The sequence below is a fragment of the Kitasatospora sp. McL0602 genome, assembly GCF_052076145.1.
In the GTDB taxonomy this organism is placed as follows: Bacteria; Actinomycetota; Actinomycetes; order Streptomycetales; family Streptomycetaceae; genus Kitasatospora.
The window spans coordinates 1,794,693-1,810,973 of the sequence record NZ_CP197246.1; the positions used below are offsets into that span (position 1 = coordinate 1,794,693).

Here is a 16,281-nt window from a genome sequence, read left to right on the forward strand (position 1 = left end):
GTGAACCGGGCCAAACCCCTCCTTACCCCGTCTCGCTCCTCGGACGCGCAAAACCGGGCGATCCGGGTCAGGGTAGGACAGGGAACCTGCCACAGTCCTCGGGAATCCAGGCCCGCCGGGGACTGGGGGTGCTGACGCGCGGGGCAGCCGCCCCTAGGGCGGTAGGCTCGCACTGAGAAGCGGGATCAACCCTCCGTGACCGGCACCAACCCTTGCGTCTGGTCCACAGCGACGTGGCAGACCCGGTCCCTCACGGGGTCACTCTTCACTACGGAAGGAGCCCTGAGACAGGGTGAGCACCACGCCGACGAACGTATTCGAGTGGACCGAGCTGGACCAGCGGACGGTGGACACCGCGCGTGTCCTGGCCATGGACGCAGTCCAGAAGGTCGGCAACGGACACCCCGGGACGGCCATGTCGCTGGCCCCCGCGGCTTACGTCATCTTCCAGCGCTTCCTGCGGCACGACCCGACCGATCCCTCCTGGGTCGGCCGCGACCGTTTCGTGCTCTCCCCCGGGCACACCTCGCTGACCCTCTACACCCAGCTCTACCTCTCCGGCTACGGTCTGTCACTGGACGACCTCAAGGCCTTCCGGGTCGCGGGCAGCCGCACCCCGGGCCACCCTGAGCACGGCCACACCGCCGGCGTCGAGACCACCACCGGCCCGCTCGGTCAGGGCATCGCCAACGCGGTGGGCATGGCGATGGCCGCCCGCTACGAGCGCGGCCTCTTCGACCCCGAGGCCCCGGCGGGCGAGTCGCCCTTCGACCACACCATCTGGGCGATCGTCTCCGACGGCGACCTGGAGGAGGGCATCTCCGCCGAGGCGTCCTCGCTGGCCGGCCACCAGAAGCTCGGCAACCTGGTCGCGCTGTACGACGACAACCACATCTCGATCGAGGGCGACACCGAGACCGCCTTCTCCGAGGACGTGCTCGCACGCTACGAGGCGTACGGCTGGCACGTGCAGCGGGTCACCCCGAAGGCCGACGGCGACATCGACGTGCACGCCCTGGCCACCGCGCTGGCGGCGGCGAAGGCGGAGACCACCCGCCCGTCGATGATCGCGATGCGCACCATCATCGCCTGGCCCGCGCCGAACGCGCAGGACACCGCGAAGGCGCACGGCTCCGCGCTCGGCGACGCCGAGATCGCGGCGACCAAGAAGGTCCTCGGCTTCTCGCCGGAGAAGACCTTCGAGGTCACCGACTCGGTGATCGAGCACGCCCGCAAGGTCGTGCAGCGTGGCAAGGCCACCCGCACCGAGTGGGAGAAGGGCTTCCACGCCTGGCGCGCCGCCAACGCGGAGCTCGCCGCGCGGTTCGACCGCATCCAGATCGGCGAGCTGCCGGACGGCTGGGAGAAGGCCGTCCCCTCCTTCCCCGCCGGCAAGGAGGTCGCGACCCGCAAGGCGTCCGGCGACACCCTCAAGGCGCTCGGCGCGGTGATCCCGGAGCTGTGGGGCGGCTCGGCCGACCTCGCGGAGTCGAACCTCACCACGATCGACGAGGACAGCTCCTTCCTCCCCGAGGGCAACCCGCTGAAGAGCGCCAGCCCGTACGGCCGGACGATCCACTTCGGCATCCGCGAGCACGCCATGGGCTCCACCATGAACGGCATCGCGCTGCACGGGCGGACCCGCGTCTTCGGCGGCACCTTCCTGGTCTTCGCCGACTACATGCGCCCGGCCGTCCGGCTCGCCGCGCTGATGAAGCTGCCGGTCACCTACGTGTGGACGCACGACTCGATCGGCCTCGGCGAGGACGGCCCGACGCACCAGCCGGTCGAGCACCTGGCCTCGCTGCGCGCCATCCCGGGCCTGGCGATGGTCCGCCCGGCCGACGCCAACGAGACGGCCGTCGCCTGGCGCACCGTCATCGAGCGGCAGACCAGCCACCCCGGCCCGGTCGGCCTGGCGCTGACCCGGCAGAACGTGCCCACCTGGGACCGCGAGGTCTTCGGCTCCGCCGAGGGCACCGCGAAGGGCGGCTACGTGCTGGCCGAGGCGTCCAGCAGCGCCCCCAAGGTGATCCTGATCGGCACCGGCTCCGAGGTGCAGCTGGCCATGACGGCCCGCGAGGCGCTGGAGGCCGAGGGCATCCCGACCCGCGTCGTCTCGATGCCGTCGATCGAGTGGTTCAACGAGCAGGACCAGGCGTACCGCGACAGCGTGCTGCCGCCGAACGTCCGGGCCCGGGTCTCGGTCGAGGCGGGCATCGCCCAGGGCTGGCGCGAGCTGGTCGGCGACGCCGGTCGGATCATCAGCCTGGAGCACTTCGGTGCCTCCGCCGACTACAAGGTGCTCTTCGCGGAGTTCGGCCTGACCGCCGAGGCCGTGGCGAACGCCGCCCGCGCCTCGCTGCGCACGGTCGAGGCCGTCTCCCGCTAAGTACCACCTGGGCCGCGTACCTGACCGCACCTCAGGTACGCGGCCCGTCTGACGATCACCACAGATGGACGAAGAAGAGGATGAGCACCATGACTGACGCACTGAAGCGCCTCAGCGACGAAGGCGTGGCGATCTGGCTGGACGACCTCAGCCGTGACCGGCTCAACAGCGGCAACCTCGCCGAGCTGGTGCAGAGCAAGCACGTGGTCGGCGTCACCACCAACCCCACCATCTTCCAGAAGGCCATCGGCGGCGGCAGTGCCGCGTACGAGAGCCAGCTGCGCGACCTCGCCGTCCGCAAGGTCACCACCGACGAGGCGATCCGCATGATCACCACCTCGGACGTGCGCGACGCGGCCGACGTGCTGCGCCCGGTCTACGACGCCTCCAACGGCCGCGACGGCCGGGTCTCCATCGAGGTCGACCCGCGCCTGGCGCACGAGACCGAGCCGACGGTGGCCGAGGCCAAGCAGCTGTGGTGGCTGGTCGACCGCCCGAACGTGTTCATCAAGATCCCCGCCACCAAGGCCGGTCTGCCCGCGATCTCCCAGGTGCTCGGCCGGGGCATCAGCGTCAACGTCACGCTGATCTTCTCGCTGGAGCGCTACCGCGCCGTCATCGACGCCTACCTGACCGGCCTGGAGCAGGCCAAGGCCGCCGGCTTCGACCTCTCGCAGATCGAGTCCGTCGCCTCCTTCTTCGTCTCCCGCGTGGACACCGAGATCGACAAGCGCCTCGACAAGATCGGCGGCGACGCCAAGAACCTGCGCTCCAAGTCCGCGCTCGCCAACGCCCGCCTCGCCTACCAGGCGTACGAGGAGGTGTTCGGCTCCGTCGACGGCCGCCGCAGCGGCTCCGACCGCTGGACGGCGCTGGAGTCGGCCGGTGCCAAGCCGCAGCGCCCGCTCTGGGCCTCGACCGGCGTCAAGGACCCGGCCCTGCCGGACACCCTCTACGTCACCGAGCTGGTCGCCCCGGGCACCGTCAACACCATGCCGGAGGCCACCCTGGACGCCACCGGTGACCACGGCGTCGTCACCGGCGACACCATCACCCCGAACTACGCCGACGCCAAGTCCGTGATGGACGCCATCGCCGCCGCCGGGGTCGACTACGACGACGTCGTCCAGGTGCTGGAGGACGAGGGCGTCGAGAAGTTCGAGCAGTCCTGGATCGAGCTGCTGGACACCGTCACGGCCTCGCTCGCCGCCTTCGCCGCCGAGAAGTAACCCCTGCTCTCACTACTGCGCCTCATCTTGAAAACAACGGAGCCCACCCGGTGAGCAACGACTACCCCGAGGTAGAGCAGGGAGAACCCCCGCTCGCACCCGTCAACCCGCTGCGCGACCCGGCCGACCGCAGGCTGCCGCGCATCGCGGGCCCGTCCGGTCTGGTCATCTTCGGCGTCACGGGTGACCTGTCGCGCAAGAAGCTGATGCCGGCCATCTACGACCTGGCCAACCGCGGCCTGCTGCCGCCGGGCTTCTCGCTCGTCGGCTTCGCCCGCCGCGAGTGGGAGGACGAGGACTTCGCCAAGGAGGTCCACGACGCGGTCAAGGACCACGCCCGCACCCCCTTCCGCGAGGAGGTCTGGGAGCAGCTGGCGAAGGGCATGCGCTTCGTCCAGGGCACCTTCGACGACGACGACGCCTTCGAGCGGCTGCGCAAGACCATAGAGGATCTCGACGAGGCGCAGGGCACCGGCGGCAACTTCGCCTTCTACCTGTCCGTCCCGCCGAAGTCCTTCCCGATCGTCGTTCAGCAGCTCAAGAAGCACGGCCTGGCCGACCCGCCGAAGAACTCCTGGCGCCGCGCGGTGATCGAGAAGCCGTTCGGTCACGACCTGGAGAGTGCCCAGGAGCTGAACCGGATCGTCCACGAGGTCTTCCCCCGTGACGAGGTCTTCCGGATCGACCACTACCTGGGCAAGGAGACCGTCCAGAACATCCTGGCGCTCCGCTTCGCCAACACCATGTTCGAGCCGATCTGGAACCGGTCGTACGTCGACCACGTGCAGATCACCATGGCCGAGGACATCGGGATCGGCGGCCGGGCCGGGTACTACGACGGCATCGGCGCCGCCCGGGACGTCATCCAGAACCACCTGATCCAGCTGATGGCGCTCACCGCCATCGAGGAGCCCGCCTCCTTCCACCCCAAGGCGCTGGTCGCCGAGAAGCTGAAGGTGCTCAGCGCCGTCCGGCTCCCCGACGACCTGGGCAAGCACACCGTGCGCGGCCAGTACGCCGCCGGGTGGCAGGGCGGCGAGGAGGTCGTCGGGTACCTGGACGAGGACGGCATCGACCCGAACTCCAAGACCGACACCTACGCGGCCATCAAGCTGGAGATCAACAACCGCCGCTGGGCGGGCGTCCCGTTCTACCTGCGGACGGGCAAGCGCCTGGGCCGCCGGGTGACCGAGATCGCGGTGGTCTTCCAGCGCGCGCCGTACCTGCCGTTCGACTCCTACGCCACCGAGGAGCTGGGGCAGAACGCCCTGGTCATCCGGGTGCAGCCGGACGAGGGCGTCACCGTGCGGTTCGGCTCCAAGGTGCCGGGCACCTCCTTCGAGGTCCGCGACGTGACGATGGACTTCGCCTACGGCGAGTCGTTCACCGAGTCCAGCCCGGAGGCGTACGAGCGGCTCATCCTGGACGTGCTGCTCGGCGACGCGAACCTGTTCCCGCGTCACCAGGAGGTCGAGCTCTCCTGGGAGATCCTCGACCCGATCGAGAAGTACTGGGACACCCACGGCAAGCCCGCCCAGTACCCCTCGGGGACCTGGGGGCCCGCCGAGGCGGACGAGATGCTCGCACGAGACGGCAGGAGCTGGCGCCGGCCATGAAGATCGACCTGATGAACACCACGTCCAGCAAGATCAACGCTGCCCTGATGGACGCCCGGCGGGGCAGCGGCGCGACCGCCGCCGGCATGGTGCTCACGCTCGTCATCGTCACCGACGAGGGCAGCGCGTACGACGCCCTCAAGGCGGCCAACGACGCCTCCCGCGAGCACCCCTCGCGCACCCTCGCCGTGATCAAGCGGGCCGGGCGTTCGCCCCGGGCCCGCGCCGAGACGCGGCTGGACGCCGAGATCCTGGTCGGCTCCGACGCCGGGTCCGGCGAGACCGTCATCCTCCGGATGCACGGCGAGCTGGCCGCGCACGCCCAGTCGGTCGTGCTGCCGCTGCTGCTGCCCGACGCCCCCGTGGTCGTCTGGTGGCCGGAGAACGCCCCGCAGCACCCTGCGCAGGACCCGCTGGGCGCGCTCGCCCAGCGCAGGATCACCGACGCCGTCACGGCGGAGTCCCCCGTCGGGCAGCTCGCCCAGCGGGCCGCCAGCTACACCCCCGGCGACACCGACCTGGCCTGGACCCGGATCACCGGCTGGCGCTCGATGCTGGCCGCAGCCCTGGACCAGCACCCCGTCAAGATCACCTCCGCGGTGGTCGAGGGCGAGTCGTACAACCCCAGTGTCGAGCTGCTCGGCCTGTGGCTGACGACCCGCCTGCGGGTCCCGGTCGAGCGGGTGGTCACCGCAGGCCCCGGCATCACCTCGGTGACGCTGCGGGCCAAGGACGGCGCCATCACCCTGGACCGCCCCGACGGGCTCATGGGGACGCTGTCGATGCCGGGGGCCCCGGACCGTCAGGTCGCCCTCAAGCGGCGGGAGACCTCGGAGCTCATCGCCGAGGAGCTGCGCCGCCTGGACCCGGACGACATCTACTCGGCCGCCGTCCGCACGCCGGTCGAGCGCCTGCGCGAGCCGGCCGTGGCCGCGGCGGAGCCCGAGGCCCAGCCCGTGGTGGTCGAGGCGGCCGTGGCCGCACCGACCCGGGTGACGGCCAAGGTGCCTGCCGCCAAGGCACCGGCCAAGGCGGCTCCGGCGAAGAAGGCGGTGTCGGCTGCCAAGAAGGCGGTGGCCAAGAAGGCCGCGCCGCGCAAGCGGAGCGGTTCATGACCGCGGCCACCCCGCAGCTGGTCGTCCACCGCGACAAGGAACTGATGGCCCAGGCGGCTGCCGCCCGGCTCATCACCCGGATCGTGGACGCCCAGGCCGCTCGTGGCACCGCTTCGGTGGTGCTCACGGGCGGGCGCAACGGCAACGCGCTGCTCGCCGCGATCGCCGCCTCCCCGGCACGCGACGCGGTCGACTGGGCCCGGCTCGACCTCTGGTGGGGCGACGAGCGCTTCGTCGGCTCCGACGACCCCGAGCGCAACGCCGTCCAGGCCCACCACGAGCTGCTGCACGCCGTACCGGTCGACCCGGCCCGGGTGCACCCGATGCCCGCCTCCGACGGCATCGACGGCTCCGACGTGGAGGCCGCCGCAGCCCGGTACGCGGTGGAGCTCGCCAAGGCCGCCCAGCCCGGTGACCGCGCCGGTGTCCCGACCTTCGACGTGCTGCTGCTCGGCGTCGGCCCCGACACCCACGTCGCCTCGCTCTTCCCGGAACACCCGGGAGTCCGCGAGACCGAACGCACCGTCATCGGCGTCCGGGGCGCCCCCAAGCCGCCCCCCACCCGGATCTCCCTCACCCTGCCCGCCATCCGCTCGGCCCGCGAGGTCTGGCTGCTGGCAGCAGGCGAGGACAAGGCCGACGCCGTGGCCCTGGCTCTCAGCGGCCCCGGCGAGATCCAGGCCCCCGCCTCCGGCGCCCACGGCCTGAGCCGCACCCTGTGGCTCCTGGACCGAGCAGCAGCCGCCAAGATCCCGGCCCAGCTCTACCCCCCGGCATCCGCGTAACCGGTTGACGAGCAGCGGCGCGAGGAACTTCACCGTTCCCCGCGCCGCTGTCTTTGGTACAACTCTCCTGTGGGGAACACGAACAGCATCAGCGGTGGCGAGTTCGGGGTGGTCATCCAAGCCGGCACGGTCAACCTGGCGAAGCGGCAGGTGCTGCCCTCCGGCCTGCCGCCACGGTCGGTCTTCGTCGGCCGCGAGCAGCAACTCACCGAACTGGCCGAAGCCCTGGCCGCCGACGGCGAGCTGGTCACGGTCTCGGCCCTCTCCGGCCTGGGCGGCGTCGGCAAGACCGCGCTGGCGGTCGAGGCCGCGTACCGGGTGAAGGACCGCTTCCCCGGCGGCGTCCTCTTCATCGACCTGCGGGGGTACGACAGCTCCCGGCTCTCCCCCGAGCAGGCCCTCGACACCCTGCTGCACGCCCTCGGCGAGGAGGTGCCCCCGGGTCTGGTCGCCAAGGAGCACCTGTACCGCTCCCGCCTCGCCGCCCTCCCCGACCCCCTCCTCCTGGTCGCCGACAACGCCTCCGCCGCCGACCAGATCACCCCGCTGCTGCCCGGCGACCCGCGCCACCGCGTCCTGGTGACGAGCCGTCACACCCTGGCCGACCGGACGCTCACGCCGCGCCACCTCAGCATCGACGTCCTGACCGAGCCCGAAGCGGTGGCCCTGCTCACCGAACTCGCCGGCCCCGACCCCGCGTACGCCGAACTGGCCCGCCTCTGCGGCCGCCTGCCGCTGGCCCTGCGGATCGCCGCCGCGCTGCTCACCGACCGCTCCCCCGCCGAGCTCGTCGCCGATCTCACCGACGCCCGCGAACGCCTCACCGAGCTCGACTTCGGCTCCGACTTCGCGATCCGGGCGACCTTCGACCTCTCGTACCGGCACCTCACCCTCGAGGAGGCCCGGCTCTTCGCCCTGCTCGCCCTCAACCCGGGCCCGGACATCGGCCTCCCGGCCGCCACCGTCCTCGCCGACCGCACGGAACGCCAGACCGCCCGCCTCCTGCGCAGCCTCACCCGCGCCCACCTGGTCACCCGCTCCGGCGACCGCTACAGCTTCCACGACCTGGTCCGGCTCTACGCGGCGGACTGCGAGGTCGAGGACGCGGCCGACGCCCAGCAGCGGGTCGTCAGCTACTACATCGACACGGCGGCGGAGATCCAGGCCGCGCGACTGCCCGGTCTACAGGGTCGACAGGCCTCGCAGTGGCTGAGCGCCGAGCTTCGGAACGTCTCCGAGGCTTGGAAGATCACCGACCCGCTGGCGGACCGGGGTGCCCTGCTGGCGGACGCCACGAACCGGGTCGCCATGGAGAGCGTGGTCAACATGGCCTGGGTGGCTGTACGAGTCGCCCTGATCAGAGCAGGTGGGGCGGAGGCCGCCCTCGACGGACTGATCTCGATCCTGAGCCAGCTGGACGGTGCGCTCGTGGCCCTTCCTCCCGGCGCCCACCGGCAAGCGGTGAGCGAGGCGATCAGCCACACCGTCGCCGTGTGCCGACTCGCCAGGGAGATCCAGCAGGCGCCACCGGGTGAGGCGGAGCGGCTGCTCGGAGCCGCGGTCGGTCCTCTGACGAGCCTGCTCACCGGCTGCCGACGGATCGGCGAGCCGAACCTGGTGGGAGAGATGCTGCTCACGCTGGGCCTGGTCCGTTCACGCCTGGGGCAGCCCGAGCAGGCCACGGCCGATCTGACCACGTCGATCGCCGCCTTCGACAGCGTGGCCAGCGAGAAGGCGGCCACGGTCCGCATCCACCTCGCCGAGCTCATGACGAAGGGCGCCACCGAAAGTCGGTGACGCCCTCGGGCCCGGCCCAGCTCAGATCTCGCCGCGCAGCTTCGCCAGCGCCTCGGCGAGGATCGCCTCGCCGTCCGCGTCGGTCCGCCGCTCGCGGACGTACGCGAGGTGGGTCTTGTACGGCTCGTTGCGGGACGGCGCGGGCGGGTTGTGCTCGTCCTGCCCTGCCGGGAAGCCGCAGCGGGGGCAGTCCCAGGTGTCCGGGATGACGGCCTCGGCTGCGAAGCTGGGGCGCGTCTCGTGCTTGTTCGCGCACCAGAAGGTGATCCGGTTGCGGGGGGCGGATTCGCCGCGCTCCGCCTCGCCCATCGGGCCGGCGCCGACTCTGCTGCCACGAATGGCGTTGCCACTTCCCACGGTCTGACTCCCTGCGTGCTGGTGCGATGCGATCTCGGCCGGTGCCCGCGCCCCGAGGTGGGCTGCCCGTATCCGTGCCCCGCGGGGGCGGCGGCTTGAATCCACTGCCGCCCGGCCGCAGCCTGCGGACGGTGGCGAAGTTGTCTTAGTGTAAGCAGCAGTTAAGGATCTGTCCCCACCGCCTCCGACACTGAGGCTCACTCAGGATAGACGGCCCGACGACGCACCGTCAGATCGGCCGACAAGCACGCGACCGCGAGCGTCAGCTCTTGTACTTGAGCACCAGGCCGAGCACCACGATGCAGGCGAACCAGCCGAGGCCCACGACGATGGTGATGCGGTCGAGGTTGCGCTCGGCCACCGCGGAGCCGCCACCGGCGGACATCGAGCCACCGCCGAACATGTCGGAAAGGCCGCCGCCCTTCCCCTTGTGCAGCAGCACCAGGATGACCATCAGAAGACTGAAGATGATCAGGGCAATCGAGAACCCGAGAACCACGGCGGGACCAACTCTCTCGTATCTTCGGCGAAGGGGCCGGGCCGCCACTGCGGTCCGGCCCCAAAGCCTACGTTGCTGCGGCGGCGTTAGCCTACTGCCTGGTCACGGTACCGCACGATCTTGACGAACTCGTCGGCGTCGAGAGCGGCACCGCCGATCAGGGCACCGTCCACGTCGGGCTTGGCCATCAGGCCGGCCGCGCTGGCCGCCTTCACCGAACCGCCGTACAGGACGCGGACCTTCTCGGCCAGCTCGGCCGAGTACAGCTCCGCCAGCCGGACCCGGATCGCCGCGCAGACCTCCTGCGCGTCCTCCGGGGTGGCCACCTCGCCGGTGCCGATGGCCCAGACCGGCTCGTACGCAACGACGATCTGCTCGGCGTCGGTGGCGGACACGCCTTCGAGGGCGCCGTCCAGCTGGGTCAGCGTGTAGGCGACGTGGGTGCCGGCCTTGCGGATCTCCAGCGGCTCGCCGATGCAGAGGATCGGGACGATGCCGTTGCGGTAGGCGGCCTTGACCTTGGCGTTGACGATCTCCTCGTTCTCGCCGTGGTACTGGCGGCGCTCCGAGTGGCCGATGGCCACGTAGGTGCACTTCAGCTTGGCGAGCATCGGGCCGGAGATCTCACCGGTGTAGGCACCGGAGTCGTGCGCCGAGATGTCCTGGGCGCCGTACTTGATCTTCAGCTTGTCGCCGTCGACCAGCGTCTGCACCGACCGCAGGTCGGTGAACGGCGGCAGGACGGCGACCTCGACGGCCGCGTAGTCCTTGTCGGCGAGCGCGAACGCGAGCTTCTGGGTGTGGGCGATGGCCTCGAGGTGGTTGAGGTTCATCTTCCAGTTGCCCGCCATCAGCGGGGTGCGGTCACTCATGTGTTCAGCCTTCCAGGGCGGCGAGACCGGGGAGCGTCTTGCCCTCCAGGTACTCGAGGCTCGCGCCACCGCCGGTCGAGATGTGTCCGAACTTCGTCTCGTCGAAGCCCAGGATGCGGACGGCCGCGGCGGAGTCCCCGCCGCCGACCACGGTGAACGCGTCGCTCGCCAGCAGTGCGGCCGCGACGGCCTTGGTGCCCTCGGCGAAGGTCGGGTGCTCGAAGACACCGACCGGGCCGTTCCAGAACACGGTCTTCGCGTCGGCCAGCTTCGCGGCGAAGAGCTCGCGGGTCTTCGGGCCGATGTCCAGGCCCTCCTTGTCCGCGGGGATCTCGTCCGCGGCGACGACCTCGAAGTCCGGCACGGGGGCGTGCGTCTTGGTGTCCGGGAAGAACGCGGAGATCGAGACGTCGACCGGGAGCACGAACTCGACGCCGTTGGCCTTGCCCCGCTCCAGGTACTCCAGGACGGTCGGGATCTGGTCCTTCTGCAGCAGCGAGATGCCGACCTCGTGGCCCAGCGCCGCGAGGAAGGTGTACGCCATGCCGCCGCCGATCAGGATGCGGTCGGCCTTGCCCAGCAGGTTGTCGATCACGCCGACCTTGTCGGAGACCTTGGAGCCGCCGAGCACGACGACGTACGGGCGCTCGACCTCCTCGGTGAGGCGCTTGAGCACGCCGACCTCGGTGGCGATCAGGTCGCCGACGGCGTGCGGCAGGCGGGCCGGCAGGTCGAAGACCGAGGCGTGCTTGCGGTGCACCGCGCCGAAGCCGTCGCCCACGTAGAGGTCGGCCAGCTCGGCCAGCTGGTCGGCGAAGGCGCCGCGCTCGGCGTCGTCCTTGGCCGTCTCGCCCGCATTGAAGCGCAGGTTCTCCAGCAGCGTGACCTCGCCGTTCGCCAGGGCGGCGACGGTGGCCTTCGCGCTCTCGCCCACGGTGTCGGTCGCGAAGGCGACGGACGTGCCGAGGATCTCGCCGAGGCGGCCGGCGACGGGGGCGAGCGAGTACTGCGGGTCGGGCGCACCCTTGGGGCGGCCCAAGTGGGAGGCGACGATCACCTTGGCACCGGCCTGCACCAGCTTGGCGATGGTCGGCGCGACGGCGCGGATGCGGCCGTCGTCGGTGATCCGGCCGTCCGAGAGCGGCACGTTGAGGTCGGCGCGGACGAACACGCGGCGGCCGGCGACGTCGAGGTCTTCGATGGTCTTCACGGTCTTCGAGTCTCCTGGGGAGAAGGTGGCACGAGGCAGCGGCACGGCACTGGGCCGCCGGGCAGAGAGGTGAGGGAGCGCAGAGCAAGGGCCCGGACGGCTGTGTGAATAGCCTTCCGGGCCCTCCCTCTCACATCACGTCAGCTTCCGCTGCGTCAGAGCTGGCCACCGACGAGCGAGGTCAGGTTGACGAGGCGGTTGGAGTAGCCCCACTCATTGTCGTACCAGCCGAAGACCTTGACCTGGTTGCCCTGGACCATGGTCATCAGGGAGTCGAAGATCGTGGAGAACGGCGAGTTCACGATGTCGGAGGAGACGATCGGGTCCTCGGTGTACTCGAGGATGCCCTTGAGGGAGCCCTCGGACGCCTTCTGGAAGGCCGCGTTGACCTCCTCGACGGTGACCTCGCGCTCCAGCGTGACGACCAGGTCGGTGATCGAACCGGTCGGGACGGGGACGCGCAGCGAGGTGCCGTCCAGCTTGCCCTTCAGCTCCGGCAGGACCAGCGCGGTGGCCTTGGCGGCACCCGTCGAGGTCGGGATGATGTTGAGCGAGGCGGCGCGGGCGCGACGCAGGTCCTTGTGCGGGAAGTCCAGCGTGACCTGGTCGTTGGTGAACGCGTGCACCGTGGTCATCAGACCCTTGACGATGCCGAAGTTCTCGAGCAGCACCTTCGCCAGCGGCGCCACGCAGTTGGTGGTGCAGGAGGCGTTGGAGATGATGTCGTGCTTGGCGGCGTCGTACTTCTCGTCGTTGACGCCCATCACGATGGTGACGTCCTCGTCGGTGGCGGGCGCCGAGATGATGACCTTCTTCGCACCGGCGACGAGGTGCTTCTTTGCCGCCTCGGCCTTCGTGAAGATGCCGGTGGACTCGATGACGACGTCCGCGCCGAGCTCGGCCCAGGGAAGGTTGGCCGGGTCACGCTCCGCGACGACCTTGAAGGTGTGGCCGTCGACGGTGATGCTGTCAGCGGTGTGGCTGACCTCGCCCTGGAAGGTGCCCAGGATCGAGTCGTACTTGAGCAGGTGAGCCAGGGTCCTGGTGTCGGTGAGGTCGTTGACACCGACGATCTCGATGTCCGCGCCCTGAGCCTTGACCGCACGGAAGAAGTTGCGGCCGATGCGGCCGAATCCGTTGATGCCTACCCGGATCGTCACGAAACCGATCTCCTCTTAGGTACGCCGGAGCTGGTCCGACGGGGGTGAAAATGGGATGTCCCCGACCACCCATGACCCTACCCCTCCGGGCCCCGCCTGGGCACATCCCCTCCTGCCGCGTGCCTTGGCGTGGCGGAAAGTCAGGACCTTCGTCCCAAGGGGCGGACAGCTGGTCAACGCAGCGGGGCGCGGTGCTCCGCCCGACCTCGGTCGGGCGGAGCACCGCGCCCCTTCTCGTTCGTGCTTCTGGCCGCGCTTTAGTCCGACCGTCTCAGTTGAGCGCCATCTCGTCCGTCAGGTTGGCCTCGGTGCTCGGCAGTCCGAGCTCCCCGGCCCGCTTGTCGGCCATCGCCAGCAGGCGGCGGATGCGGCCGGCGACCGCGTCCTTGGTCAGCGGCGGGTCGGCGAGTGCGCCCAGCTCCTCCAGCGAGGCCTGCTTGTGCTGCATCCGCAGCTGGCCGGCCGCGGCCAGGTGCTCGGGTACCTCCTCGCCGAGGATCTCCAGCGCGCGCTGGACCCGGGCCCCGGCCGCGACGGCCGCGCGGGCCGAACGGCGCAGGTTCGCGTCGTCGAAGTTCGCCAGCCGGTTGGCCGTCGCCCGGACTTCGCGCCGCATCCGGCGCTCCTCCCAGGCCAGCACCGACTCGTGCGCGCCGAGCCTGGTCAGCAGCGCGCCGATCGCGTCGCCGTCCCGGATCACCACCCGGTCGACCCCGCGCACCTCGCGGGCCTTCGCCGGGATGCCGAGCCGCCGGGCCGCGCCGACCAGGGCCAGCGCCGCCTCGGAGCCGGGGCAGGTGATCTCCAGGGAGGAGGACCTGCCCGGCTCGGTCAGCGAGCCGTGCGCCAGGAAGGCGCCGCGCCAGGCCGCCTCCGCGTCGCAGGTCGCGCCGGAGACCACCGCCGGGGGGAGGCCCCGGATCGGGCGTCCTCGCCCGTCCACCAACCCGGTCTGCCGGGCCAGCAACTCGCCGTCCTTGACCACCCGCACCACGTACCGGCTGCCCCGTCGCAGGCCGCCGGGGGCCATCACCACCAGGTCCGAGGAGTGTCCGAAGATCTCCAGCAGATCCTTGCGCAGTCGTCGCGCCGCAATACCGGTGTCCAGCTCCGCCTCGATCACGATCCGGCCGCTCACAATGTGCAAGCCGCCCGCGAACCTCAGGATCGCCGACACCTCAGCCTTACGACAGCAGGCCCGGGTGACGGGGAGCCGGCTGATTTCGTCCTTCACCGCCGGTGTCATCGCCATGGGCCGATCCTTCCATGTGTCCGGAAAATCCGGTCGTACGCAGCCGCCAAGAGCTCCGGGTCGTGTCGCGGGGTGCCGTCGTCGGCCGCGACCTGGTCGAGCACCAGTGCGGCGCCCATCCGCGCGGCGGCCTTCTCCAGCCCGCTCAGGTCGGCCACGCCGAAGGCGCCGCCGGTCACCGCCCGCTCGTCCACCAGGATCGCATCCACCGCGAGCCCGGGGGCGTGGTCGGCGATCACCTCCAGGTGGCGCTGCGGGGTGAAGCCCTCGGTCTCGCCGGGCTGCGGCGCCAGGTTGAGCGTGAGCAGGCGGCGCGCCCGGGTGTCCGAGAGCGCCTTGGCCAGCTCGGGCACCAGCAGGTGCGGCAGCACGCTGGTGAACCACGAGCCGGGCCCGAGCACCACCCAGTCCGCCGCGCGGACGGCCGCGACGGCCTCCGGCACGGCGGGCGGCAGCTCGGGCAGCAGCTTGATCGACTGCACGGTGCCGGGCGTCACGGCGACGCTGGCCTGCCCCCGGACGGCCGTGATGTCGCACGGGCGAGCCGGGTCGTGGCCGCGTACCAGCGCCTCGATGTCCAGCGGCACGGCCGACATCGGGAGCACCCGGCCCTGCACGTTGAGCAGCCGGCCGACCCAGTCCAGTGCGGCGACGGGGTCGCCGAGCTTCTCCCAGAGGGCGACGATCAGCAGGTTGCCGACCGCGTGGCCGTGCAGGGCGCCGTTGCTGCTGAAGCGCTGCTGGATCACCTCGGACCAGGTGCGGCCCCAGTCGTCGTCCCCGCAGAGGGCGGCCAGCGCCTTGCGCAGATCGCCCGGGGGCAGCACGCCCAGCTCGGAGCGGAGCCGCCCGCTGGAGCCCCCGTCGTCGGCGACGGTGACGACGGCGGTCAGCTCGGTGGTGAGGCGGCGCAGCGCCGAGAGCGAGGCGGAGAGGCCCTGGCCGCCGCCGAGGGCGGCCACTCTCGGCTGCTCGGCCGGCTGCTCGGCCGGCAGCTCGGCCTCCGGCGAGTAACCCGTCACACCGACCCCACGTTCCTGTTCCATACTCCTGAGAGCGGCCGGCGGGGCGCGGCTGTCACTCCCCGTCCGGTCACCGGCGGCCGGTCACTCCCGGCCCATGTCCCGGTGGACCAGCACCGTCTCCACGCCGTCGGCGATCAGACGCTTGGTCAGCCGCTCGGACATCGCGACACTCCGGTGCTTGCCACCGGTGCAGCCTACGGCAAGTGTCATGTAGCGCTTGCCCTCCCGGCGGTAGCCCTCGGTAACGATCTTGAGCAGTTCGGTGTAGCCGTCCAGGAACTCGTTGGCGCCGGGCTGCTTGAAGACGTAGTCCGCCACGTCGCTGTCGGTGCCGGTACGGGCCCGCAGCTCGGGCACCCAGTGCGGGTTCGGCAGGAAGCGGCAGTCCACCACCAGGTCGGCGTCGACGGGCAGGCCGTACTTGAAGCCGAAGGACATCACCGTCGCGCGCAGCTCCGGCTCGTCGTGGTCGGCGAACTGGGCGTCCAGCTTGGCGCGCAGCTGGTGCACGTTGAGGTTGGAGGTGTCGATCACCAGATCGGCCTCGCCGCGCAGCTCGCGAAGCAGGTCGCGCTCGCGGTCGATGCCGTCCACGATCCGGCCGTCGGCCTGCAGCGGGTGCGGGCGGCGGACGCTCTCGAAGCGGCGCACCAGGGCGTCGTCGGAGGACTCCAGGTAGACCACCCGGAGCCGGACACCGCGCTTGGCCAGGTCGTCGAGGGAGGTCCGCAGGTCGTCGAAGAACTTCCGGCCGCGGACGTCCACCACGGCGCCGATCCTCGGCACCGCGCCCTGCGAACGCGCGCCGAGGTCGACCATGGTCGGGATCAGGGCGGGGGGCAGGTTGTCGACGACGAACCAGCCGAGGTCCTCCAGGCACTTGGCGGCCGTGCTGCGGCCGGCTCCGGACATGCCGGAGATGATCACCAGTTCCGGGGATTCTGCCCCGGCCTTCGGCTGGGAGGTGCCCCC

The 16,281-nt window shown here is 71.1% G+C and carries 14 protein-coding genes; 6 read left to right on the top strand and 8 right to left on the bottom strand.

Features of this window, described 5'->3' with window-relative positions:
* The first annotated feature begins 292 nt into the window (after positions 1–292).
* From tkt to ACR68M_RS08330, 6 genes are all read left to right on the top strand, one after another.
* Positions 293–2,392: a transketolase gene (tkt, locus tag ACR68M_RS08305; RefSeq protein ID WP_441249799.1), complete on the top strand. Its 2,100-nt coding sequence runs from the start codon at positions 293–295 to the stop codon at positions 2,390–2,392.
* An 89-nt stretch (positions 2,393–2,481) separates the two neighbouring features.
* Positions 2,482–3,621, top strand: a complete 1,140-nt coding sequence (gene tal, locus ACR68M_RS08310) for a transaldolase (protein ID WP_441249800.1) — start codon at positions 2,482–2,484, stop codon at positions 3,619–3,621.
* 50 nt (positions 3,622–3,671) lie between these two features.
* On the top strand, positions 3,672–5,237 hold the full coding sequence (gene zwf, locus ACR68M_RS08315) for a glucose-6-phosphate dehydrogenase (protein WP_441249801.1): 1,566 nt from the start codon (positions 3,672–3,674) through the stop codon (positions 5,235–5,237).
* Positions 5,234–6,352, top strand: a complete 1,119-nt coding sequence (opcA, locus tag ACR68M_RS08320) for a glucose-6-phosphate dehydrogenase assembly protein OpcA (RefSeq protein ID WP_441249802.1) — start codon at positions 5,234–5,236, stop codon at positions 6,350–6,352. Before zwf ends, opcA begins: the two co-directional genes overlap by 4 nt.
* Positions 6,349–7,137 carry a 6-phosphogluconolactonase gene (gene pgl / locus ACR68M_RS08325; protein WP_441249803.1) on the top strand — a complete coding sequence of 263 codons (789 nt, stop codon included), beginning with the start codon at positions 6,349–6,351 and terminating at the stop codon, positions 7,135–7,137. The genes opcA and pgl overlap by 4 nt, the downstream gene beginning before the upstream one ends.
* Positions 7,138–7,206: 69 nt before the next feature.
* Positions 7,207–8,934: a hypothetical protein gene (locus ACR68M_RS08330; RefSeq protein WP_441249804.1), complete on the top strand. Its 1,728-nt coding sequence runs from the start codon at positions 7,207–7,209 to the stop codon at positions 8,932–8,934.
* A gap of 21 nt (positions 8,935–8,955) precedes the next feature.
* Here the strand turns inward: ACR68M_RS08330 and ACR68M_RS08335 are convergent, their stop codons facing one another.
* From ACR68M_RS08335 to rapZ, 8 genes are all read right to left on the bottom strand, one after another.
* Positions 8,956–9,243 (bottom strand): RNA polymerase-binding protein RbpA, encoded by a 288-nt coding sequence (locus tag ACR68M_RS08335; protein ID WP_063349510.1) that lies wholly within the window; start codon positions 9,241–9,243, stop codon positions 8,956–8,958.
* 310 nt (positions 9,244–9,553) lie between these two features.
* Positions 9,554–9,790, bottom strand: a complete 237-nt coding sequence (gene secG / locus ACR68M_RS08340) for a preprotein translocase subunit SecG (RefSeq protein ID WP_441249805.1) — start codon at positions 9,788–9,790, stop codon at positions 9,554–9,556.
* A gap of 86 nt (positions 9,791–9,876) precedes the next feature.
* Positions 9,877–10,662 (bottom strand): triose-phosphate isomerase, encoded by a 786-nt coding sequence (tpiA, locus tag ACR68M_RS08345; RefSeq protein ID WP_441249806.1) that lies wholly within the window; start codon positions 10,660–10,662, stop codon positions 9,877–9,879.
* 4 nt (positions 10,663–10,666) lie between these two features.
* Positions 10,667–11,872, bottom strand: a complete 1,206-nt coding sequence (locus ACR68M_RS08350; protein WP_441249807.1) for a phosphoglycerate kinase — start codon at positions 11,870–11,872, stop codon at positions 10,667–10,669.
* Between the two features lie 155 nt (positions 11,873–12,027).
* Positions 12,028–13,032: a type I glyceraldehyde-3-phosphate dehydrogenase gene (gene gap, locus ACR68M_RS08355; RefSeq protein WP_441249808.1), complete on the bottom strand. Its 1,005-nt coding sequence runs from the start codon at positions 13,030–13,032 to the stop codon at positions 12,028–12,030.
* Between the two features lie 271 nt (positions 13,033–13,303).
* Complete coding sequence (gene whiA / locus ACR68M_RS08360) at positions 13,304–14,284, bottom strand: DNA-binding protein WhiA (protein ID WP_441249809.1); 981 nt, start codon at positions 14,282–14,284, stop codon at positions 13,304–13,306.
* Positions 14,275–15,330, bottom strand: a complete 1,056-nt coding sequence (locus ACR68M_RS08365) for a gluconeogenesis factor YvcK family protein (protein WP_441249810.1) — start codon at positions 15,328–15,330, stop codon at positions 14,275–14,277. The genes whiA and ACR68M_RS08365 overlap by 10 nt, the downstream gene beginning before the upstream one ends.
* Positions 15,331–15,390: 60 nt before the next feature.
* Entirely contained in the window at positions 15,391–16,221 is an 831-nt protein-coding gene (gene rapZ / locus ACR68M_RS08370; protein WP_441251541.1) for an RNase adapter RapZ, read from the bottom strand.
* Between the last annotated feature and the right edge of the window lie 60 nt (positions 16,222–16,281).

Bases quoted from the DNA above. Each gene is read 5' to 3' on its own strand.
- rapZ (WP_441251541.1), bottom strand. From the start codon at position 16,221: ATGTCCGGAGCCGGCCGCAGCACGGCCGCCAAGTGCCTGGAGGACCTC.
- pgl (WP_441249803.1), top strand. From the start codon at position 6,349: ATGACCGCGGCCACCCCGCAGCTGGTCGTCCACCGCGACAAGGAACTG.
- tal (WP_441249800.1), top strand. From the start codon at position 2,482: ATGACTGACGCACTGAAGCGCCTCAGCGACGAAGGCGTGGCGATCTGG.
- tpiA (WP_441249806.1), bottom strand. From the start codon at position 10,662: ATGAGTGACCGCACCCCGCTGATGGCGGGCAACTGGAAGATGAACCTC.
- whiA (WP_441249809.1), bottom strand. From the start codon at position 14,284: ATGGCGATGACACCGGCGGTGAAGGACGAAATCAGCCGGCTCCCCGTC.
- ACR68M_RS08335 (WP_063349510.1), bottom strand. From the start codon at position 9,243: ATGGGCGAGGCGGAGCGCGGCGAATCCGCCCCCCGCAACCGGATCACC.
- opcA (WP_441249802.1), top strand. From the start codon at position 5,234: ATGAAGATCGACCTGATGAACACCACGTCCAGCAAGATCAACGCTGCC.
- ACR68M_RS08365 (WP_441249810.1), bottom strand. From the start codon at position 15,330: ATGGAACAGGAACGTGGGGTCGGTGTGACGGGTTACTCGCCGGAGGCC.